This window comes from Streptomyces sp. NBC_01017, from assembly GCF_045162795.1.
Lineage (GTDB): Bacteria > Actinomycetota > Actinomycetes > Streptomycetales > Streptomycetaceae > Streptomyces > Streptomyces machairae.
This window is the reverse complement of the sequence record NZ_CP108683.1, coordinates 3,619,294-3,638,987: the sequence shown is the minus strand read 5'-3', so window position 1 is coordinate 3,638,987 and position 19,694 is coordinate 3,619,294. Positions and strand designations below refer to the sequence as shown.

At 69.9% G+C, this 19,694-nt stretch carries 20 protein-coding genes and 5 tRNA genes; 19 read left to right on the top strand and 6 right to left on the bottom strand.

Going from position 1 to position 19,694, the window contains the following annotated elements; all coding sequences use genetic code 11:
* Window positions 1-5: 5 nt before the first annotated feature.
* From OG331_RS16510 to OG331_RS16470, 9 genes are all read left to right on the top strand, one after another.
* The gene (locus OG331_RS16510) at window positions 6-791 is read left to right on the top strand and encodes a fumarylacetoacetate hydrolase family protein (protein WP_406196783.1); all 786 of its coding nucleotides are present in this window, start codon (window positions 6-8) and stop codon (window positions 789-791) included.
* On the top strand, window positions 775-2,259 hold the full coding sequence (gene gltX / locus OG331_RS16505; RefSeq protein ID WP_406196781.1) for a glutamate--tRNA ligase: 1,485 nt from the start codon (window positions 775-777) through the stop codon (window positions 2,257-2,259). The genes OG331_RS16510 and gltX overlap by 17 nt, the downstream gene beginning before the upstream one ends.
* Before the next feature lie 166 nt (window positions 2,260-2,425).
* Window positions 2,426-4,642, top strand: a complete 2,217-nt coding sequence (locus tag OG331_RS16500) for a FlgD immunoglobulin-like domain containing protein (protein ID WP_406196778.1) — start codon at window positions 2,426-2,428, stop codon at window positions 4,640-4,642.
* Between the two features lie 36 nt (window positions 4,643-4,678).
* The gene (locus OG331_RS16495) at window positions 4,679-5,410 is read left to right on the top strand and encodes an HAD family hydrolase (RefSeq protein ID WP_406196775.1); all 732 of its coding nucleotides are present in this window, start codon (window positions 4,679-4,681) and stop codon (window positions 5,408-5,410) included.
* 91 nt (window positions 5,411-5,501) lie between these two features.
* Window positions 5,502-5,573, top strand: a tRNA-Gln gene (locus tag OG331_RS16490).
* Window positions 5,574-5,612: 39 nt separating this feature from the next.
* A tRNA-Glu gene (locus OG331_RS16485) sits at window positions 5,613-5,685 on the top strand.
* A 62-nt stretch (window positions 5,686-5,747) separates the two neighbouring features.
* Window positions 5,748-5,820 (top strand) — tRNA-Glu (locus OG331_RS16480).
* A 20-nt stretch (window positions 5,821-5,840) separates the two neighbouring features.
* Window positions 5,841-5,912: transfer RNA gene (locus OG331_RS16475), tRNA-Gln, on the top strand.
* Window positions 5,913-5,940: 28 nt separating this feature from the next.
* Window positions 5,941-6,013, top strand: a tRNA-Glu gene (locus OG331_RS16470).
* Between the two features lie 157 nt (window positions 6,014-6,170).
* Here the strand turns inward: OG331_RS16470 and ndgR are convergent.
* Window positions 6,171-6,887: an IclR family transcriptional regulator NdgR gene (ndgR, locus tag OG331_RS16465; RefSeq protein ID WP_328423005.1), complete on the bottom strand. Its 717-nt coding sequence runs from the start codon at window positions 6,885-6,887 to the stop codon at window positions 6,171-6,173.
* A 202-nt stretch (window positions 6,888-7,089) separates the two neighbouring features.
* Between ndgR and leuC the strand changes: the two genes are divergently transcribed.
* The 4 genes from leuC to OG331_RS16445 all read left to right on the top strand — a co-directional run bounded on the left by leuC (window position 7,090) and on the right by OG331_RS16445 (window position 10,436).
* Window positions 7,090-8,520, top strand: coding sequence for a 3-isopropylmalate dehydratase large subunit (gene leuC, locus OG331_RS16460; RefSeq protein ID WP_406196772.1), 1,431 nt, complete (start codon window positions 7,090-7,092; stop codon window positions 8,518-8,520).
* Between the two features lie 6 nt (window positions 8,521-8,526).
* The gene (gene leuD / locus OG331_RS16455) at window positions 8,527-9,120 is read left to right on the top strand and encodes a 3-isopropylmalate dehydratase small subunit (protein WP_362384220.1); all 594 of its coding nucleotides are present in this window, start codon (window positions 8,527-8,529) and stop codon (window positions 9,118-9,120) included.
* Window positions 9,121-9,423: 303 nt separating this feature from the next.
* Window positions 9,424-9,654, top strand: coding sequence for a hypothetical protein (locus tag OG331_RS16450; protein WP_328878980.1), 231 nt, complete (start codon window positions 9,424-9,426; stop codon window positions 9,652-9,654).
* A gap of 137 nt (window positions 9,655-9,791) precedes the next feature.
* A complete protein-coding gene (locus OG331_RS16445; protein ID WP_406196768.1) occupies window positions 9,792-10,436 on the top strand; it encodes an HU family DNA-binding protein in 645 nt (214 codons plus the stop codon).
* 80 nt (window positions 10,437-10,516) lie between these two features.
* Here OG331_RS16445 and OG331_RS16440 read toward each other — a convergent pair whose 3' ends face one another.
* A complete protein-coding gene (locus tag OG331_RS16440; protein WP_328878978.1) occupies window positions 10,517-10,720 on the bottom strand; it encodes a hypothetical protein in 204 nt (67 codons plus the stop codon).
* 10 nt (window positions 10,721-10,730) lie between these two features.
* Window positions 10,731-11,387, bottom strand: coding sequence for a 2-phospho-L-lactate guanylyltransferase (gene cofC, locus OG331_RS16435; protein ID WP_406196765.1), 657 nt, complete (start codon window positions 11,385-11,387; stop codon window positions 10,731-10,733).
* Between the two features lie 170 nt (window positions 11,388-11,557).
* Here cofC and OG331_RS16430 point away from each other — a divergent pair, with 170 nt between their 5' ends.
* The 3 genes from OG331_RS16430 (at window position 11,558) to OG331_RS16420 (ending at window position 14,594) form a co-directional block, all read left to right on the top strand.
* Window positions 11,558-12,349, top strand: coding sequence for a lysophospholipid acyltransferase family protein (locus OG331_RS16430; RefSeq protein WP_406196762.1), 792 nt, complete (start codon window positions 11,558-11,560; stop codon window positions 12,347-12,349).
* Window positions 12,346-13,356 carry an NAD(P)H-dependent glycerol-3-phosphate dehydrogenase gene (locus OG331_RS16425; RefSeq protein WP_406196760.1) on the top strand — a complete coding sequence of 337 codons (1,011 nt, stop codon included), beginning with the start codon at window positions 12,346-12,348 and terminating at the stop codon, window positions 13,354-13,356. Before OG331_RS16430 ends, OG331_RS16425 begins: the two co-directional genes overlap by 4 nt.
* Before the next feature lie 80 nt (window positions 13,357-13,436).
* Window positions 13,437-14,594: a D-alanine--D-alanine ligase family protein gene (locus tag OG331_RS16420; RefSeq protein ID WP_406196758.1), complete on the top strand. Its 1,158-nt coding sequence runs from the start codon at window positions 13,437-13,439 to the stop codon at window positions 14,592-14,594.
* Between the two features lie 43 nt (window positions 14,595-14,637).
* Here OG331_RS16420 and OG331_RS16415 read toward each other — a convergent pair whose 3' ends face one another.
* Both OG331_RS16415 and OG331_RS16410 read right to left on the bottom strand, forming a co-directional pair.
* Complete coding sequence (locus tag OG331_RS16415) at window positions 14,638-15,147, bottom strand: DUF3515 domain-containing protein (RefSeq protein WP_406196755.1); 510 nt, start codon at window positions 15,145-15,147, stop codon at window positions 14,638-14,640.
* Window positions 15,148-15,167: 20 nt separating this feature from the next.
* On the bottom strand, window positions 15,168-15,401 hold the full coding sequence (locus OG331_RS16410; RefSeq protein WP_328422984.1) for an Lrp/AsnC ligand binding domain-containing protein: 234 nt from the start codon (window positions 15,399-15,401) through the stop codon (window positions 15,168-15,170).
* A gap of 206 nt (window positions 15,402-15,607) precedes the next feature.
* Here OG331_RS16410 and OG331_RS16405 point away from each other — a divergent pair, with 206 nt between their 5' ends.
* Window positions 15,608-16,576, top strand: a complete 969-nt coding sequence (locus OG331_RS16405; protein WP_406196752.1) for a thiamine-phosphate kinase — start codon at window positions 15,608-15,610, stop codon at window positions 16,574-16,576.
* Complete coding sequence (gene thiD / locus OG331_RS16400; protein ID WP_406196749.1) at window positions 16,573-17,373, top strand: bifunctional hydroxymethylpyrimidine kinase/phosphomethylpyrimidine kinase; 801 nt, start codon at window positions 16,573-16,575, stop codon at window positions 17,371-17,373. The genes OG331_RS16405 and thiD overlap by 4 nt, the downstream gene beginning before the upstream one ends.
* A gap of 138 nt (window positions 17,374-17,511) precedes the next feature.
* Here the strand turns inward: thiD and rpmB are convergent, their stop codons facing one another.
* A complete protein-coding gene (rpmB, locus tag OG331_RS16395; protein WP_003993230.1) occupies window positions 17,512-17,697 on the bottom strand; it encodes a 50S ribosomal protein L28 in 186 nt (61 codons plus the stop codon).
* Between the two features lie 256 nt (window positions 17,698-17,953).
* Between rpmB and OG331_RS16390 the strand changes: the two genes are divergently transcribed.
* A complete protein-coding gene (locus OG331_RS16390; RefSeq protein ID WP_406196747.1) occupies window positions 17,954-19,663 on the top strand; it encodes a DAK2 domain-containing protein in 1,710 nt (569 codons plus the stop codon).
* Window positions 19,664-19,694: the final 31 nt, after the last annotated feature.

Here is a 19,694-nt window from a genome sequence, read left to right as displayed (position 1 = left end):
ATCCCGTGCGCATCGCCAGATTCTCCATCGACGGGAACGTCGCCTTCGGCGCGGTCGAGGGCGACAAGCCTGACGAGCTCGTCCTCGACATCATCAAGGGCATCCCGTTCGCGGACTTCGAGCTCTCCGGTACGAAGGTGCCGCTGAGCAAGGTCAGGCTGCTGCCGCCGGTGCTCCCGAACAAGGTCGTGGCCTTCGGCCGCAACTACGCCGAGCACGCCCGCGAACTCGGCCACGAGGTGCCCGACGCCCCGTTCGCCTTCTTCAAGCCGTCCACCGCGGTGATCGGCCCCGGCGACGAGATCCAGTACCCGTCCTTCACCGAGGACCTCCACCACGAGGCCGAACTGGCCGTCGTCATCGGCCGCATGTGCCGCGAGGTCCCGCGCGAACGCGTCAAGGACGTCATCTTCGGCTACACCTGCGCCAACGACATCACCGCCCGCGACGTCCAGAAGCGCGAGAAGCAGTGGGCCCGGGCGAAGGGCTTCGACACCTCCTGCCCGCTGGGCCCCTGGGTGGAGACGGACCTGGACCTCGACAAGGCGTCCGACCTGACGATCCAGCTCACCGTCAACGGCGAACAGCGCCAGCTCGGCCGTACCAGCGAGATGATCCACCGGATCGAGGATCTGATCGTCAACATCTCCGAGGCCATGACGCTGCTCCCCGGCGACGTGATCCTCACGGGCACCCCGGCAGGGGTCGGCCCCCTCAACGTCGGCGACGCGGTCGCCGTCACCATCGAAGGCATCGGCACTCTCACCAACAAGGTTGTCAAGCGTGGCTAGCGCACCCGTCCGCGTACGTTTCTGCCCCTCGCCCACCGGTAACCCCCACGTGGGCCTGGTCCGCACCGCCCTGTTCAACTGGGCGTTCGCCAAGCACCACCAGGGCACGCTCGTCTTCCGCATCGAGGACACCGACGCGGCCCGCGACTCCGAGGAGTCCTACGAGCAGCTGCTCGACTCGATGCGCTGGCTGGGCTTCGACTGGGACGAGGGCCCCGAGGTCGGCGGCCCGCACGCGCCGTACCGGCAGTCGCAGCGCATGGACCTCTACAAGGAGGTCGGCCAGAAGCTCCTGGACGGCGGTCACGCCTACCACTGCTACTGCTCCCAGGAGGAGCTGGACAGCCGCCGCGAGGCGGCCCGCGCCGCCGGCAAGCCGTCCGGCTACGACGGCCACTGCCGCGCGCTGACCGAGGCGCAGGTCGTGGAGTACAAGGCCCAGGGCCGCGCGCCCATCGTCCGCTTCCGCATGCCCGACGAGACGATCACCTTCACGGACCTGGTCCGCGGCGAGCTGACCTTCACCCCGGAGAACGTCCCGGACTACGGCATCGTCCGCGCGAACGGCGCCCCGCTGTACACGCTGGTGAACCCGGTCGACGACGCGCTGATGGAGATCACCCACGTCCTGCGCGGCGAGGACCTGCTCTCCTCGACGCCCCGCCAGATCGCCCTGTACAAGGCGCTGACGGAGCTGGGCATCGCCAAGCAGACCCCGCAGTTCGGCCACCTGCCGTATGTGATGGGCGAGGGCAACAAGAAGCTCTCCAAGCGTGACCCCGAGTCGTCGCTGAACCTCTACCGCGAGCGCGGCTTCCTCCCCGAGGGCCTGCTCAACTACCTCTCCCTGCTCGGCTGGTCGCTCTCCGCCGACCAGGACATCTTCACGATGGGCGAGATGGTCGCGGCCTTCGACATCGCGGACGTGCAGCCCAATCCGGCCCGCTTCGACCTCAAGAAGTGCGAGTCGATCAACGGCGACCACATCCGCATGCTCGACGTGAAGGACTTCACGGAGCGCTGCGCCCCGTGGCTGAAGGCGCCGTTCGCCCCCTGGGCGCCGGAGGACTTCGACGAGACCAAATGGCACGCGATCGCCCCGCACGCCCAGACGCGCCTGAAGGTCCTCTCCGAGATCACGGACAACGTCGACTTCCTCTTCCTCGCGGAGCCGGTGTTCGACGAGCCGAGCTGGACGAAGGCGATGAAGGAGGGCAGCGACGCGCTCCTGACGACCGCCCGCGAGAAGCTGGAGGCGGCCGACTGGACCTCCCCCGAGTCCCTGAAGGAGGCCGTCCTGGCTGCCGGCGAGGCCCACGGCCTCAAGCTCGGCAAGGCACAGGCCCCGGTCCGCGTCGCCGTCACCGGCCGCACGGTCGGGCTGCCCCTCTTCGAGTCCCTCGAGGTCCTGGGCAAGGAGCAGACGCTGGCCCGCATCGACGCGGCGCTGGCCAAGCTGGCCGCATAACGCGTTCACAGAAGGGCGGCGTCCGGTTCGGACGCCGCCCTTCGCGTGTCCGCCCAGACGTCACCCGGAGTTCACCCTTCCGGCCAACTGCTGCTTTCTGAGCGGACGTTGGATGCTCCCTGTGCACATGAGGTGCGTGTGCACCCTGTTACAGAGGGAGGGGAACGTGACTCGTTCACGAAGACTTGCCACGGTGGCGCTCAGCGGGGCGGTGGCGCTGACGTGCGCACTGCCGATCACGCCCGCGCAGGCCGTGGAGTCGCCGGTGGGGACCGTCCGGCTCAGCACGGAGAAGCGGCAGGAGATCCGGTACGTCTGGGCCGGCTCGTCCGGCTTCCGCTACGGCATGGTCAGCGGCGGTTCCACGACCTGGGTGGACTACCCGGGCGTCGTCCCGCCCGCGCACGCCGGACCGGACGACCTGGCCACCGGCGCCGACGTCATCACCACGATGAGCGGTGCGACCGCCACGCAGCAGCACCATTCCACGGGCGTGACCGCCACCCTCACCATCCCGTCCGGCCAGACCTACCAGGTCGCGGTGGGCTGGAGCGTGCTGACCCGGGACGGCTCCGGTGCCCTCCACGTCCTGCGCGCGGCTCCCGACGGCACCACCACGGATCTGCCGGTCTCCGGCCTCCCGGCGGGCGCCCAGCCCACCGCCTACCCGCAAGCCGGCTCGGTCCGCCGGATCGCCGTGGTCTACAAGGTCGACGGCACGACATCCGTCGGTCTCATCGACCTGGCCGACGGCACCTTCCGCACCTACGTCTCCGGCGTGATCGCCGCCCCCGAGGTCATCTACAACGACCGCTGGCTCGTCGCCGACTGGAAGTCGGTACGGATCGACTCGGAGCCCGGCACCGAGCCCACCCGACACCCCCGATGGGGCGCTCAGCTCGAAGCCGTGGTCGGCGATCAACTCCTCATCGGCAACCCGGACTTCGTCGAGGCCGGAAAGCAGCCCACACTGATTGCCCAGTCCCTCGTGACCGGCGCCAGCACCATCGCGCTCAGCTCGTCGTTCGGCGGGATCGGCCCGACCCCGGACGGCGGCGCACTCGCCACCGCGGGCACTTCCAGCCTCGACTGGAACGTCCACCGGATCACGCCCACCGAGGACGGCACGGTCACCACCGAGAAGGTGGCCCAGATCCCGGCCTACGCGGTCGGCGTGGCGGGACTGGCCGTCGCCGGCGGCGAGTTGTTCCTGTACGGCTCGACACCGGGCGCCTCCTCCCGGTTCAGCAGCTTCCAGCTGGACTCCACGGGCAGGCCCACGGGTCAGCAGACCCCGCGCAGTCCGGGGCTGACCCAGACCACCTGCCTCCCGGGCGACGCCGCCTGCCCCCAGCTGGAGGCCCTGGGCGACGGCCGGGTCTCCTACCTGTGGACCGACGCCGAGGGCCAGGAATTCGTCCACAACGTCGGCCCCGACGCCACGACGCCCAGCCGCTCCGAGCCCACGGGCGGCGACTTCGCCGGCCGTATCCCCGGTGGCACCGGCCGCTATGTGCTCTACAACGGCGGCTCCGGCACACAGAAGGTCGTCGACTTCCCGAGCGGCACGACCGACGGCGAGACCACCCTCAGCCGCGCCCGCACCGCGGCCGCCGTCTGGGGCCAGACGATGTGGACCCCCGGCAGCACCCAGGGCTCGGTCGTCGGCAAGAGCCTCAAGACGGGCCAGACGGTCGCCACCCTGGCCACCGGCGCGCCCTGCACCCCGAGCGACATCCAGGCGGTCAACACCTGGCTGTACTGGTCCTGCGGCTCCACCGCGGGCGTCTACGACCGGGCGACGAACCGCAAGATCACGGTCCCCGCCGACCAGGGCCCGGCCCGCCTCGCCGACGGTTTCCTGCTCCGCGAGAACCGCACCACCCACGAACTCCTGCTGACCGACTTCCACACCGGTACGGCCGCCACCCGCACCCTGGTCAAGCTGCCCACCACGGACCAGAACACGGGAGGCAGCAACGGCCGCTGGGCCGTCGACCGCTTCGGTGGCCACATCGCCTACCTCAACGGCACCTACGGCGAGGTGTCGATCGTCCGCAGCGGGGTCCCCGCCTCGACCCTCGCGCAGACGGAGGCCCAGACGGACGCGGTACAGGGCGGCCCGACGAAGTCCAACCCCTGGCAGCCCGTGTGGCAGCTCAACAAGCCCGCCGACTGGACGCTCACCCTGACCGACAGCAGCGGCACGGTCGTGCGCAGCCTCACCGGCAGCACCAAGGGCGCCGCAGTCCGCGCCGCCTGGGACGGCTACGGAGCCGACGGCCGCCGCGTCACCGGCACATACACCTGGAAGCTGACCGCCGAGCCGCGCGACGAGGTGGGCCCCGCCCTCACCGTGACCGGCACCACCACGGTCAACTGACGGACAGCCCCCTGCCGTCCGCGTTACCGTCGGATCATGAGCATCAGGGCCGTGGTCTGGGACGTGGACGACACCATCTTCGACTACACCGCGGCCGACCGCGCCGGAATGCGCGCGCACCTGCTGGCCGAGGGCCTGCTCGACGGGTACGAGACCGTCGAGAAGGCCCTCGTGCGTTGGCGCCAGGTCACCGATCAGCAGTGGGCACGGTTCTCGGCGGGGGAGGCGACCTTCGAGGGCCAGCGGCGTGATCGCGTACGGGTCTTCCTGGGCAAGGAGGTCACAGACGCCGAGGCGGAGGCGTGGTTCCAGCGGTACATCACGCACTACGAGGCCGCCTGGGCCCTGTTCCCGGACGTCCTGCCCGTCCTGGACGCCCTCGCGACCAGTCACCGACACGCCGTGCTGTCCAACTCCAGCCTCGTCGTCCAGGACCGCAAGCTGCGGGTGCTCGGGGTCCACGACCGGTTCGAGGCGATCCTGTGCGCCGCCGAGCTGGGCATCTCGAAACCGGAAGCCGGCGCCTTCCACGCCGCCTGCACAGCACTGGAGCTCGCCCCGCACCAAGTGGCGTATGTCGGTGATCACCCGGAGATCGACGGGCGGGGTGCCGCCGACGCCGGACTGCTGTCGGTGTGGATCAACCGTGACGGCGTGTACACCAGCGAGGACGCCCCCGGCGGGCCGCACCGGATCGCTTCCCTCGCCGAACTCCCCGCGCTCCTCGGCGCGGATACCCGTTTTGGAGCCCCGTCCACCTTCGGGTAATGTTCTTCCTGCGCCGCCGGAGAGCGGGCCGAAAGGCCGGAATCCGGGGGAGCAAACTAGAACGATATCCCCTCAGGGGCTTGCGTTCCAGTGGCCTATGGTGTAATTGGCAGCACGACTGATTCTGGTTCAGTTAGTCTTGGTTCGAGTCCAGGTAGGCCAGCTCGCAGAGCTCATCTGCGTCGCGGATCACATCCGCAAAGCCCCCGTTGTGTAGCGGCCTAGCACGCTGCCCTCTCAAGGCAGTAGCGCCGGTTCGAATCCGGTCGGGGGTACAGATCCTTCCCGCGAGGACGGCTCGGGTAGCTCCCACCGACTTCGATGCAGGATCGCTAGGGCCCCCGTTGTGTAGCGGCCTAGCACGCCGCCCTCTCAAGGCGGTAGCGCCGGTTCGAATCCGGTCGGGGGTACTGACTGGTCTAAACCACATTGGTCTATGGTGTAATTGGCAGCACGGCTGATTCTGGTTCAGTTAGTCTTGGTTCGAGTCCAGGTAGACCAGCTCGGACCTGCGGAAACGCAGTGTCCAGGCCCCCGTTGTGTAGCGGCCTAGCACGCCGCCCTCTCAAGGCGGTAGCGCCGGTTCGAATCCGGTCGGGGGTACAGAACGATGGCTCTCCACCTCAGCGGATACGCATGAGGTGGGGGGCCGTTTCTGTTGTTCGGGCGGGTGCGCGGTGGTGGGGGCTTGTCGCCCCCCCGTGCCCCATTAACTGTCAGGGCCTGCCGCGGCGTTGAGGCCGGCCCTGACGTCCTTCGATCAGCCCGAGCGGCGCAGCGCCTCGGAGAGGCGGCCCGCCGCGTCGATGACCGCCTGTGCGTGCATGCGGCCGGGGTGGCGGGTGAGGCGCTCGATGGGGCCGGAGACCGATACGGCGGCCACCACACGGTTCGACGGGCCGCGCACCGGCGCGGAGACGGACGCGACGCCCGGCTCGCGCTCGCCGATCGACTGGGCCCAGCCTCGGCGTCGTACGCCGGAGAGAGCCGTCGCTGTGAAGCGGGCGCCCTGCAGCCCGCGGTGCAGGCGCTCCGGCTCCTCCCAGGCCATGAGGATCTGCGCCGAGGAGCCCGCCTTCATGGTGAGCGTCGAGCCGACCGGGACCGTGTCCCGCAGGCCGGACAGACGCTCCGCCGCGGCGACGCAGATGCGCATGTCGCCCTGGCGGCGATAGAGCTGTGCGCTCTCGCCGGTCACGTCACGGAGGTGGGTGAGGACCGGGCCCGCCGTCGCGAGGAGGCGGTCCTCACCGGCCGCCGCGGCCAGTTCCGAGAGTCGAGGGCCGAGAATGAAACGGCCCTGCATGTCACGCGCCACCATGCGGTGGTGTTCCAGAGCCACGGCCAGTCGATGGGCCGTGGGTCGTGCCAGTCCGGTGGCCGAGACGAGCCCTGCGAGGGTGGCCGGACCGGACTCCAGGGCGCTCAGGACAAGGGCTGCCTTGTCCAGGACGCCGACGCCGCTACTGTTGTCCATGAAACGATACTCGCGTCTCACTCTGTGAAACGCAAGTTCAATTTTCCGTGGAACACGCCACTCTGGAAGAACGAAGGCAGAGCGGCCCGTAAACCAGAGCGGGCCTGGCGGCGGACGCCCGGAAGCAGGGGCGCGGGCGCAGGTCGCCTTCTCAAGATCTCTAGTTGGGCCGGTGGACCGTATACCGGCCGGAGGGAAAGCGATGGGTAGGACACTCGCGGAGAAGGTCTGGGACGACCATGTCGTCCGGCGCGCCGAGGGCGAGCCCGACCTCCTCTTCATCGATCTGCACCTGCTGCACGAGGTGACCAGCCCGCAGGCCTTCGACGGCCTCCGCAAGAGCGGTCGCCAGGTGCGCCGGCTCGACCTGACCATCGCCACCGAGGACCACAACACCCCGACCCTCGACATCGACAAGCCCATCGCGGACCCGGTCTCCCGCGTCCAGCTGGAGACGCTGCGCAAGAACGCCGCCGACTTCGGTGTGCGCCTGCACCCGCTGGGCGACGTCGAGCAGGGCGTCGTGCACGTCGTCGGCCCCCAGCTGGGACTGACCCAGCCCGGCATGACCGTCGTCTGCGGTGACTCGCACACCTCCACGCACGGCGCCTTCGGCGGTCTGGCGTTCGGCATCGGCACCTCCCAGGTCGAGCATGTGCTGGCCACCCAGACGCTGCCCATGGCCCGTCCGAAGACCATGGCCATCACGGTCAACGGCGAACTGCCCGAGGGCGTCACCGCCAAGGACCTGATCCTGGCGATCATCGCCCGGATCGGCACCGGCGGGGGCCAGGGCTACGTCCTGGAATACCGCGGCTCCGCCATCGAGAACCTCTCGATGGAGGCCCGGATGACCATCTGCAACATGTCGATCGAGGCCGGCGCCCGCGCGGGCATGATCGCCCCGGACCAGACCACCTTCGACTACCTCGAGGGCCGTCCGCACGCCCCCAAGGGCGAGGACTGGGACGCGGCCGTCGCGTACTGGAAGACGCTGAAGACGGACGAGGATGCCGAGTTCGACGCCGAGGTCGTGATCGAGGCCGCCGAACTGTCGCCGTTCGTCACCTGGGGCACCAACCCCGGCCAGGGTGCGCCGCTTTCGGCGGTCGTCCCCGATCCGGCTTCGTACGAAGACGCTTCGGAGCGCTTCGCCGCCGAAAAGGCCCTGGAATACATGGGGTTGGAGGCCGGTCAGCCGCTGCGGTCCATCAAGGTGGACACCGTCTTCGTAGGCTCGTGCACCAACGGCCGCATCGAGGACCTGCGCGCCGCCGCGGAGCTCGTGAAGGGCCGCAAAGTCGCCGACGGCGTACGGATGCTGGTCGTCCCGGGCTCAGCTCGGGTGGGTCTGCAGGCCGTTTCCGAGGGCCTGGACGTCGTCTTCAAGGAGGCCGGCGCCGAGTGGCGGCACGCGGGCTGCTCGATGTGTCTGGGCATGAACCCCGACCAGCTGGCCCCGGGTGAGCGCTCCGCGTCCACCTCCAACCGCAACTTCGAGGGCCGGCAGGGCAAGGGCGGTCGTACGCACCTGGTGTCGCCGCAGGTCGCGGCGGCCACCGCGGTCCTGGGCCACCTGGCCTCCCCGGCCGACCTGTCCGACGCCGAGACCCGTACGCCCGCTGGAGTCTGATCAGCCATGGAAGCATTCACCACGCACACCGGCCGGGCCGTCCCGCTGCGCCGCTCCAACGTCGACACCGACCAGATCATCCCTGCTCACTGGCTCAAGAAGGTGACCCGGGACGGGTTCGAGGACGGGCTGTTCGAGGCCTGGCGCAAGGATTCGGAGTTCGTGCTCAACCGCCCCGAGCGCGAAGGCGCCACGGTGCTGGTCGCCGGACCCGACTTCGGCACCGGTTCCTCCCGTGAGCACGCCGTGTGGGCGCTGCAGAACTACGGCTTCAAGGCCGTCATCTCGTCGCGCTTCGCGGACATCTTCCGTGGCAACTCGCTCAAGAACGGCCTGCTCACGGTGGTTCTGGAGCAGAAGATCGTGGACGCGCTGTGGGAGCTCACCGAGAAGGACCCGCAGGCCGAGGTCACGGTCGACCTTCAGGCCCGTGAGGTGCGCGCCGAGGGCATCACCGCCTCCTTCGAGCTGGACGAGAACTCCCGCTGGCGGCTGCTGAACGGCCTCGACGACATCTCGATCACCCTGCAGAACGAGGCCGACATCGCCGCTTACGAGACGAAGCGGCCGTCGTTCAAGCCGCGCACCCTCCAGTCCTGATCCGAGGGCCTGATCCGAGGGCCTGACCCGAGGCGCGAGCCGAGACTTCGAAACAAGGCCACTTTCGGCCACCACAACACCCCCGCAGTACCCCCGATCAGCCCGATCGGGGGTACTGCCATGTCTGCACCCGAACGGCCCTGCGTCGCTCGCCGGCGGCGCTCAACTTCCCACGTTACGAGGGATGTTGAAGGGGTACGCGAGTGTTGTAGTCGCGGCTTCCGCAAGTGCCCGGAAGGCCATTTGAGGCCGGAGTTACACCCCTGGCAGGCGACAACTCGCCCCAGATGGCACAATCTGTGCATGGAACACGACGGCCAACTCGAGCTCTATGCGGCAGTCGCGGACCAACTCAAGGAAGCGCATGGAAGGGTGCGCGCACTGCAAGTCCCGGAGGGCGTACGGATGGCGCTGACCCGGAAGCTGCTGGTCATTACGGCCGCGGCCAAGCACGACGTCGCCGAAGCGACAAGGCGTCTGGAGCGGTTCATGGCGGATCTCGACGCGGGGCGATTCCCCGAAGAGGAACGCTGAACACCTTCGAGACTGTCGAGTCTGTTGCGGCACAAGGGTGATTAGCCCGTTTCGTGTTTGATTTGCGGTATATATCTGCCTAACGTGCGAAAAAGCTTGAACACTTTCGTTCTGGCGATGTCTCCGAAGGGGAAGACGTGAACAAGGCGCAGCTCGTAGAAGCGATTGCCGACAAGATGGGCGGCCGCCAGCAGGCCGCCGAGGCTGTCGACCACGTACTGGACGCCATCGTCCGCGCGGTCGTCTCGGGTGAGCGGGTCTCCGTCACCGGCTTCGGTTCGTTCGAGAAGGTCGACCGGCCTGCTCGTTACGCCCGTAACCCCCAGACGGGCGAGCGGGTTCGGGTCAAGAAGACCTCCGTTCCGCGCTTCCGTGCGGGTCAGGGCTTCAAGGACCTGGTGAGCGGCTCGAAGAAGCTCCCCCGGGGCGGCGAGGTCGCCGTCAAGAAGGCGCCCAAGGGCAGCCTGACCGGTGGTGCCTCGGCGACGGTCAAGAAGGCCGCCGCGAAGAAGACCACCAAGGCGGCCGCGAAGAAGGCGACCGCGAAGAAGACGACGGCCAAGAAGACCACGGCCGCCGCGAAGAAGACGACCGCGAAGAAGACGACGGCCAAGAAGACCACCGCCGCCGCCAAGAAGACCACCGCGGCGAAGAAGACCACGGCCAAGAAGGCGACGGCCAAGAAGGCCCCGGCGAAGAAGGCGACCGCCAAGAAGGCGCCCGCCAAGAAGTCGACGGCTCGCAAGACCACCGCCAAGAAGGCCACCGCCCGCAAGAGGTAGAACTGCGGGTCACAGGTAGCACCGCAGGGCACTCACGCGCCGGGCCGGACTCCCCGTGGAGTCCGGCCCGCGGCGTGTTTCTAGAGGGTCTGCAGCGTCACCAGCGTGATCCGCAGGGCCGCGCCGTCGCCTTCCGTCTCGATGCGGACCCGCTGCCCGGGGCGCAGCAGCCTCAGGCCGCCCGCGTCGAACGCCGGGGCGTCGAAGGGGACGGGGGTGCCGTCGTCCAGGAGGACACTGCCGGAGCGGGTGTCTTCGTCGTAGGTGTATGCGGTGGCCTGCATGGCTGCAACCCTACGACGGGTTGTGGTCCGGGTGCGGGGCAATGAGCAGACGTGCCGCTGCCGCCGCCGTTCGCGAGCCCACCCCCAGGGCCAGTGCGGCCCGCAGGTCCTCGCCGGTGTCCACGTCATGGCGTACCGAGTCCACCTCGTCGAGGCACAGTTCCTCTGCCCCGGACTCACGATGGCGGGCCCGGGAATCCTCGCCGAATGCGGGCCGCAATTCATGTCCGGGGGCAGCGGCCAGCAGAGTGGTACCGATTGCTGCGGCGTCGGGGAGGAAAGCGCGGGGGAATTCCGCTGCCGCGTCCAGGACGCGGGCCAATTCCAGCGGGCGCAGGGCCGGGAGATCCGCGTTCAGGGCCGCCAGGGCGCTTTCGGGACGGGACGACCGTACGACTGCCGCCGCGTGTGCCAGTGCCGCGTTCAGGCCGCCGCCCGGCTCGTCCGGGACGATGTGCGCGCCAAGTGCGCCCAGCTCGCGGCCCGCCAGCGCGTCGCCCGTGACTACTGCCACATCCTTCACCGCCGGGCAGGCCAGCGCCGCCACCACGGTGTCCTGGGCGAATGCGAGGGCCAGGCCCGGGCGCAGCCCGTCCGAGGCGGTGTCCGACAGCCTGCTCTTCGCCCGCGCCAAGGGTTTCAGGGGTATGACCAAGGTCCACTGCACGCGCGTTCCGTCCCTCTCTAGTCGCCGCCATTGTCACTCAGCCGTCACCAGGGCCATCCGGCAGCCGCGACGGCGAGGCGTACGGTGTTCTCGACAGACCGGCGGCCTGGGGCGACACTTGTGCGGCCCCCAGGCCCGATGTCCTTGATTCCTAGAGGAAGGTGCTCCGCGTGCCCCGCCGCAGAATCGGCTTCTGGTACCGCTTCGCCGCGGTGATCTGCAAACCGCCGCTGGTGGTTCTGATCAAGCGGGACTGGCGTGGAATGGAGCACATTCCGGCCGAGGGCGGATTTATCACCGCGGTGAACCACAATTCGCACATCGATCCCTTCGCGTACGCGCACTTTCAGTACAACACCGGCCGGGTTCCGCGATTCCTGGCGAAGAGCGGGCTTTTCAAGAAGGGATTCGTCGGCGCCGCGATGCGCGGCACCGGCCAGATCCCCGTGTACCGGGAGACCACGGACGCGCTGAGCGCCTTCCGGGCCGCGATCGACGCCGTGGAGCGCGGTGAGTGCGTCGCGTTCTACCCCGAGGGCACCATCACCCGGGACCCGGACCAGTGGCCCATGACGGGCAAGACCGGTGCCGCCCGCGTCGCCCTGCAGACCAAGTGCCCGGTGATCCCCGTCGCGCAGTGGGGCGCCAACGAGTTGCTGCCGCCGTACGCCAAGAAGGCCAACGTCCTTCCGCGCAAGACCCACCGGGTGCTCGCAGGTCCGCCGGTCGACCTCGCGCGCTTCTACGACAAGGAGATGACCCCGGAGTTGCTGAAGGAGGCGACCGAGGTCATCATGGCCGCCGTCACTCGCCAGCTGGAGGAGATCCGCGGCGAGAAGGCGCCGACGACGCCGTACGATCCGCGTCAGGAGCGCATCGAGCAGCGGCGCCGGACCGCAACGCACAACCGGCAGACGCCGGTGCAGCAGAAGGCCGAGCAGGAAGAGGGGCAGGGCACGTGAGCAAGCCCGTCAAGGCGGCCGTCATGGGCACCGGATCGTGGGGCACCGCCTTCGGCATGGTCCTCGCCGACGCGGGCTGCGAGGTGACCCTCTGGGCCCGCCGCCCCGAACTGGCGGAAGCGGTCAACTCCACCCGCACGAACCCCGACTACCTCCCCGGCGTCGAGCTCCCGGAGAACCTGCGGGCGACGCCCGACCCCGCCGAGGCCGCGCACGGCGCCGACTTCACGGTCCTCGCCATCCCCTCGCAGACGCTGCGCGGCAACCTCGCCGAGTGGACCCCGCTGCTCGCGCCCGGCACGGTCCTCGTCTCGCTGATGAAGGGCGTCGAACTCGGCTCCGCGATGCGGATGAGCGAGGTCATCGATGATGTCGCCAAGGTCGGTTCGGACCGGATCGCCGTGGTCACGGGACCGAACCTCGCCCGTGAGATCGCCGCGCGGATGCCGGCCGCCGCGGTGGTCGCCTGTACGGACGAGGCTGTCGCCCAGCGTCTCCAGGCCGCCTCTCACACGCCGTACTTCAGGCCCTACACCGAGACCGACGTGGTGGGCTGCGAGCTGGGCGGTGCCGTGAAGAACGTCATCGGGCTCGCCGTCGGCATCGCGGACGGCATGGGGCTCGGCGACAACGCCAAGGGCTCGCTCATCACGCGCGGCCTCGCCGAGACCGCGCGGCTCGGGGTCCGGCTGGGCGCCGACCCGCTGACGTTCGCGGGACTCGCCGGCCTCGGCGACCTGGTGGCGACCTGTTCCTCGCCGCTGTCGCGCAACCACACCTTCGGCACCAACCTCGGCAAGGGCATGACCCTGCAGGAGACCATCGCGGTCACCAAGCAGACCGCCGAGGGCGTCAAGTCCTGTGAGTCCGTGCTGGATCTGGCCCGGCGGCACGGTGTCGACATGCCCATCACGGAGACCGTCGTCGGCATCGTGCACGAGGGCAAGCCGCCCGTGGTCGCCCTGAAGGAGCTGATGTCGCGCAGCGCGAAGCCGGAACGACGCTGAGCGAACACCGGCACGCCCTCCGGCTTAACCGCGGGCCGAACGCTGACTCGGCCCCTACGGGCGGGTACGCTCAACGCGATATGAGCACCGAGAACCTCTCCCAGAGCCCTGACCAGCAGCCGCGCAAGCCGCGCGTGGCCGTCGTGTTCGGCGGCCGCAGCTCCGAGCACGGGATCTCCATGGTCACCGCCGGCGCCGTACTGCGCGCGATCGACCGGACGAAGTACGACGTCCTGCCGATCGGCATCACGCAGAGCGGCCGCTGGGTGCTCACCGCCGACGAACCGGAACGCATGGCGATCACCGAGCGCCGTACGCCCAACGTCGAGGAGCTGGCCGAGTCGAGCGAGGGCGGCGTGGTGCTCCCCGTCGACCCGGCGAACCGCGAAGTCGTCTACACCGAGCCCGGATCGGTGCCCAAGGCGCTGGGCGAGATCGACGTCGTCTTCCCGGTGCTCCACGGGCCCTACGGCGAGGACGGGACCCTCCAGGGCCTCCTGGAGCTCTCCGGGGTGCCGTACGTGGGTGCGGGAGTGCTCGCCTCGGCCGTCGGCCAGGACAAGGAGTACATGAAGCGGGTGTTCACCTCGTTCGGGCTCAAGGTGGGCCCGTATGTGGTGATCCGGCCCCGCGAGTGGGAGCGGGACGAGTCCGCCGCCCGCAAGAAGATCATCGACCTCGCCGGCGACCACGGCTGGCCGCTCTTCGTGAAGCCCGCGCGCGCGGGTTCGTCGATCGGCATCACCAAGGTCGAGGACCTGTCCGGCCTGGACGAGGCGATCGCCGAGGCCCAGCGGCACGACCCGAAGATCCTCGTCGAGGCGGCGCTGCGCGGCCGGGAGATCGAGTGCGGCGTGCTGGAGTTCGAGGACGGCCCGCGGGCCTCCGTCCCCGCGGAGATCCCGCCGCCGGACGCGCACGCGTACTACGACTTCGAGGCCAAGTACATCGACTCCACGCCGGGGATCGTGCCGGCGCCCCTGACGCCGGAGGAGACGGCGCAGGTGCAGCGCCTGGCGGTGGACGCCTTCGAGGCGGCTTCGTGCGAGGGGCTCGTGCGGGCGGACTTCTTCCTCACCGAGGACGGGGAGTTCGTGATCAACGAGATCAACACGATGCCCGGTTTCACGCCGATCTCGATGTACCCGCAGATGTGGCAGGCGAGCGGGATCAGCTACCCGGACCTGGTGGACCGGCTGATCGAGGCGGCGCTGCGCAGGTCGACGGGTCTGCGGTAGGAGCCGGACCCGTTCGGGTCCGTTCCCGTCAGGCCTGTGGTGTTCAGTTGGCGATCCCCTCGGGGATCGCCTTCTTGATGGCCGGAGCCAGGTCGATCAGCACACTGGAGCTGTCCCGGCCCTCCGGCACGGCGACCTCGACATACGCGAGACGGCTGGCGGTCGTGAACCGGTACCCGCCGTCGTCCTGCTTCTCCATCAACCACCTGACGTCTTCCACGCCACCGGCCACCGCGTCCGGATCCCGGCCCTCGGCCACCTTCGGATCGACCATCTTCGGCGGCTGCGGCACACCGCACCGCAGTATGATCGCCGAGTCCCCCCAGCCCGCGGTCAGCGCGGACGCGGGCGAGGGGTCCTCACGGCTCTCACCGTCCACCTTGGCGGGCAGCACTTTGTCGAGGTTCCGGCACAGTTGCCTGGCTTTCGCGCCGGGGCTGGGAACCGCCGCCGACGCGCTGCCGTCTGCTGATGAGCAGCCCGCTGCGGTGATCAGCAGGACGAGCGCGGGCAGCCCGAGGACAGAAATGCGCCGGTGACGGAAAGAGTTCACCGGCCAAGGGTAGACGGGGGCTACAGATGTACGACCGGGCAGGTCAGGGTGCGGGTGATGCCATCCACTTGCTGGACCTTGGCGACCACCAGGCGACCCAGGGCGTCGACGGTGTCGGCCTGGGCGCGCACGATGACGTCGTACGGTCCTGTGACGTCCTCGGCCTGGATGACTCCAGGGATCTTGCTGATCGTCTCGGCGACGGTCGACGCCTTGCCGACCTCCGTCTGGATCAGGATGTACGCCTGTACCACGGAACCTCCAGGGCGGCCACGAGGATCATGTGGGGAAAAGGAACGCCACGGTATCGCGTCGCCGCTCGCCGCGGGGAGACCTGCGGTGGCCGGGGCTTGCGCGCCGGGGTGCAGACACGACAGAAGTTGACGTACACGTCGACCGTAGCGAGGACAGTAGTGACGCGCGACCGGGTGCGGACAGGGACAGAAGGGGCGTAAGGGCAATGAAGGGCACTGTTGGTGAACTCGGCGAGTTCGGGCTCATCAGGGAGCTCACCTCCCGTCTCACCACCACCCCGGCGGTCCGGGTCGGCCCCGGCGACGACGCCGCGGTGGTGGCCGCGCCCGACCGCAGGGTGGTCGCCAGCACCGACATCCTGCTGGAGGGGCGGCACTTCCGCCGCGACTGGTCCACGGCGTACGACGTGGGCCGCAAGGCCGCCGCGCAGAACCTCGCGGACATCGCCGCCATGGGCGCGGTGCCGACGGCGCTGCTGCTCGGCCTGGTCGTGCCCGCCGAACTCCCGGTGACCTGGCCGACCGAGATGATGGACGGCCTGCGCGACGAATGCCAGGTCGCGGGTGCCTCCGTGGTCGGCGGGGACGTCGTACGGGGCGACACGATCATGGTGTCGATCACCGCGCTCGGCGATCTGCGCAACCAGGAGCCCGTGACGCGCGCGGGCGCGCAGCCCGGCGACATGGTCGCCGTGACGGGCTGGCTGGGGTGGTCCGCGGCCGGATACGCCGTGCTCGCCCGCGGTTTCCGCTCGCCGCGCGCCTTCGTCGAGGCACACCGGCGCCCCGAGCCGCCGTATCACGCGGGTCCGGCCGCCGCCGGGCTCGGCGCGACCGCGATGTGCGACGTGAGCGACGGGCTGATCGCCGACCTCGGGCACATCGCCGAGGCCAGCAAGGTCCGTATCGACATCCGCTCCGGCGCGATCGACATCCCCTCCCAGATGAACGACATCGGGCAGGCCGTCGGCGTCGACCCCATGCAGTGGGTGCTGACCGGGGGAGAGGACCACGCGATCGTGGCGACCTTCCCGCCGGACGTGAAGCTACCGGCCCGCTGGAAGGTCATCGGCGAGGTCCTCAACCCCTCGGCGCTGCCCCAAGTGACGGTGGACGGGGCACCGTGGACCCGCAAGGGCGGCTGGGACCACTTCGGAGGGGACATCGAGTCGTGATTCCCAACGTCCTTACGGTGGCCGGCTCCGACTCCGGGGGCGGCGCGGGCATCCAGGCCGACCTGAAGACGATGCTCGCGCTCGGCGTGCACGGTATGAGCGTGATCACCGCTGTCACCGCCCAGAACTCCCTCGGCGTGCAAGGCGCTTGGGAGCTGCCGGTGGAGGCGGTACGGGCCCAGTACCGCAGCGTCCTCGACGACATCGGCGTGCAGGCGGTCAAGACGGGCATGCTCGCGTCGGCCGAACTCGTCGAGACGGTGGCCGAATTGATCGGCGGCACCGACGTGCCCGCCGTGATCGACCCGGTGGGTGTGTCCAAGCACGGCGACTCGCTGCTCGCGGCGTCTGCGCTGGACTCCGTACGCACGAAGCTGCTGCCGGTGGCGACCGTGGCGACCCCGAACCTCGACGAGGTGGCCCAACTCACCGGCGTGCACGTCGAGGCGGAGGACGACCTCAGGCGGGCCGCGGCGGCCGTGCTGGCGTACGGGCCCCGGTGGGTCGTGGTGAAGGGCGGCCATCTCGCGGGCGACGCCGTGGACCTCCTCACCGACGGTTCCGAGGAGCACTGGCTGCGCGCCCCGCGCCACGACAACCGCCACACCCACGGCACGGGCTGCACCCTCGCCTCCGCGATCGCGTCACACCTCGCGAAGGGGCTGTCCGTGCCGGATGCGGTGGCGGCTGCCAAGGAGTACGTCACGGGCGCCATCGCCGCCGGTTTCGCACTGGGCGGGGGGATCGGGCCCGTGGATCACGGCTGGGCCCTCACACGGGGCACCACGGCCCTTTGACGGCGCGGGGAATCTCGCGTCAGGACTCTTGCGTCGCGCCGCGAGAACCAGCCCGCGGGCATGGCAAAAAGCCGGTCCACCCTGAGGTGGACCGGCTTACTGCAGCGAACCAGCTGTGGCCGCGCGCTTAGCTGTGCGTCAGCGCGAGACCTTGCCGGCCTTGATGCACGAGGTGCAGGCGTTCACGCGCTTCGGCGTCCCGCCGACCACGGTACGGACGCGCTGGATGTTCGGGTTCCAGCGACGGGACGTACGGCGGTGCGAGTGCGAGATGTTGTTGCCGAAGCCCGGCCCCTTGCCGCAGACGTCGCAGTTGGCAGCCACGGGTCACTCCAAAGACTTCAGATGCTCTTACGGATAATCCCGGCATGCCGGGATCGAGATCTACGATGAGAGATCTGAGTGGCGCTGCCAGGGGAACGGCCCGATTTTCATCGGGCAACCGGAGCAGCATACAACGACTGCGCCAGTCCAACGAAACTACCATGCCTGATCAGGGGCCCGCTCCCGGCCCGCTTCCGGCGCGCACCCTCTCTGGGTCTACGCTGCGTGCCACGGTCGGCAGCTCAAGGAGGCGCAGGTGGCGCAGGTGCCGCAGACATTCTTCGATGCTCTCGCGGTGCGCACCTGGTGCGGCCTCGCGCTGGAGTCACTGGGCCGGGCGCGTGAGGAGATCGACGCGATCAACGTCTATCCCGTGGCCGACGGGGACACCGGCACGAACCTGTATCTGACGGTGGAGTCGGCGGTCGCGGCGGTGGAGGCCGTGTTCACCGCGTACGACGTGGGCAAGCCCACCCTGGCGGACGCCGCCCGCGCGATGGCGCACGGGGCCCTGATCGGCGCCCGGGGGAACTCCGGGACGATCCTCGCCCAGCTGCTGCGCGGCATGGCGCAGGTGCTCGCCGCCGAGGGTGAGACGGCTCATACCGATGGCTCCGGCCTCGGCCTCGCCCTGCGCCATGCCGCGGACTCCGCCCGCCAGGCCGTGGCCCACCCCGTCGAGGGAACCGTCCTCACGGTCGCCTCGGCAGCCGCCGACGCGGCCGGCGGGGTCGCGCACGACGACTGCGGGGCCGTCGCGCGGGCGGCCTACGAGGGCGCGCGCGTGGCGTTGGCCGAGACGCCCGGGCAGCTGGCGGTCCTGGAGCGGGCGGGGGTCGTCGACGCCGGCGGACGGGGGCTGCTTGCGGTGCTGGGTGCGCTGGTGGAGACCTTCACGGGGGAAGCGGCAGCCCCGCTGGTTCACCAGGTCTCCGGCGTGCACCCGCGCGTGGCGGGCGGTTCACCCGGTGACGGCACCTCCCTCACCTCCCTCACCTACCTCGCCGACGCCGAGGACTGCGCCGACGCCGTCGCTGCGGGTGCGCCCGCGTTCGAGGTGATCTACCTGCTGGAGGCCGAGGACGCGGCCGTGGCGCGGCTGCGGGGGCGGCTCGACGCCCTCGGGGACTCGCTCGTGATCGTCGGCGGTGACGGGCTGTGGAACGTGCATGTGCACGTCGACGACGCCGGGGCCGCCGTGGAGGCCGGCGTCGAGGCCGGTCGGCCCTACCGGATCCGGATCACCCACTTCGGTGCCGGTGACGTGCACACCACCGGTGCCGAGCGGCCGCCCCGGGAGCGGGCCCAGCGTGCCGTGGTCGCCGTCGTGCCCGGCGAGGGCCTGGCCGGGCTGTACAGCGAGGCCGGCGCGACCACCGTCCTCGCCCGCCCCGGGGAGCCGCCCGCGAGCGGGGAGCTCGTGCAGGCCGTACGGCGTGCCCACGCGCGTGAGGTCGTGCTGCTGCCCAATGACGCCGAACTGCGCCACACCGCGGCCGCGGCGGCCGAGCAGGCCCGCACGGAGGGCATCCGCGTGGCACTGATCCCCACCCGCTCCGCGGTCCAGGGCATCGCGGCGCTCGCCGTGCACGAGCCGGACCGCCGCTTCGACGAGGACGTCGTGTCGATGACCTCGGCGGCCGGCGCCACCCGCTACGCCGAGGTCGCCGTCGCCGAACGCCAGTCCTGGACCATGGCCGGCATCTGCCAGGCCGGCGACGTCCTCGGCCTCATCGACGGCGACGTGGCCGTGATCGGAACGGACGTCACGGCCACCGCCGAGACCGTCCTGGACCGCATGCTCTCGGCCGGCGGTGAACTCGTCACCCTCGTCCTCGGCGACGAGGCACCCGAGACGATCGCCGAGCACCTCGAAGCACGCGTGCGTGAGTCGTATCTGGCCGTCGACACCGTGGTGTACCGGGGCGGACGGCAGGGAGCGCTGCTGCTCATCGGCGTGGAGTAGCGCCACGCCGAAAGGCCCCGCCCCGGCCGGG

What these genes read in the sequence shown, in the direction of transcription:
- OG331_RS16495 (WP_406196775.1), top strand. Translation starts at nt 4,679, where the DNA reads ATGAGCATCAGGGCCGTGGTCTGGGACGTGGACGACACCATCTTCGAC.
- ndgR (WP_328423005.1), bottom strand. Translation starts at nt 6,887, where the DNA reads ATGGACAACAGTAGCGGCGTCGGCGTCCTGGACAAGGCAGCCCTTGTC.
- leuC (WP_406196772.1), top strand. Translation starts at nt 7,090, where the DNA reads ATGGGTAGGACACTCGCGGAGAAGGTCTGGGACGACCATGTCGTCCGG.
- leuD (WP_362384220.1), top strand. Translation starts at nt 8,527, where the DNA reads ATGGAAGCATTCACCACGCACACCGGCCGGGCCGTCCCGCTGCGCCGC.
- OG331_RS16450 (WP_328878980.1), top strand. Translation starts at nt 9,424, where the DNA reads ATGGAACACGACGGCCAACTCGAGCTCTATGCGGCAGTCGCGGACCAA.
- OG331_RS16440 (WP_328878978.1), bottom strand. Translation starts at nt 10,720, where the DNA reads ATGCAGGCCACCGCATACACCTACGACGAAGACACCCGCTCCGGCAGT.
- OG331_RS16420 (WP_406196758.1), top strand. Translation starts at nt 13,437, where the DNA reads ATGAGCACCGAGAACCTCTCCCAGAGCCCTGACCAGCAGCCGCGCAAG.
- OG331_RS16405 (WP_406196752.1), top strand. Translation starts at nt 15,608, where the DNA reads ATGAAGGGCACTGTTGGTGAACTCGGCGAGTTCGGGCTCATCAGGGAG.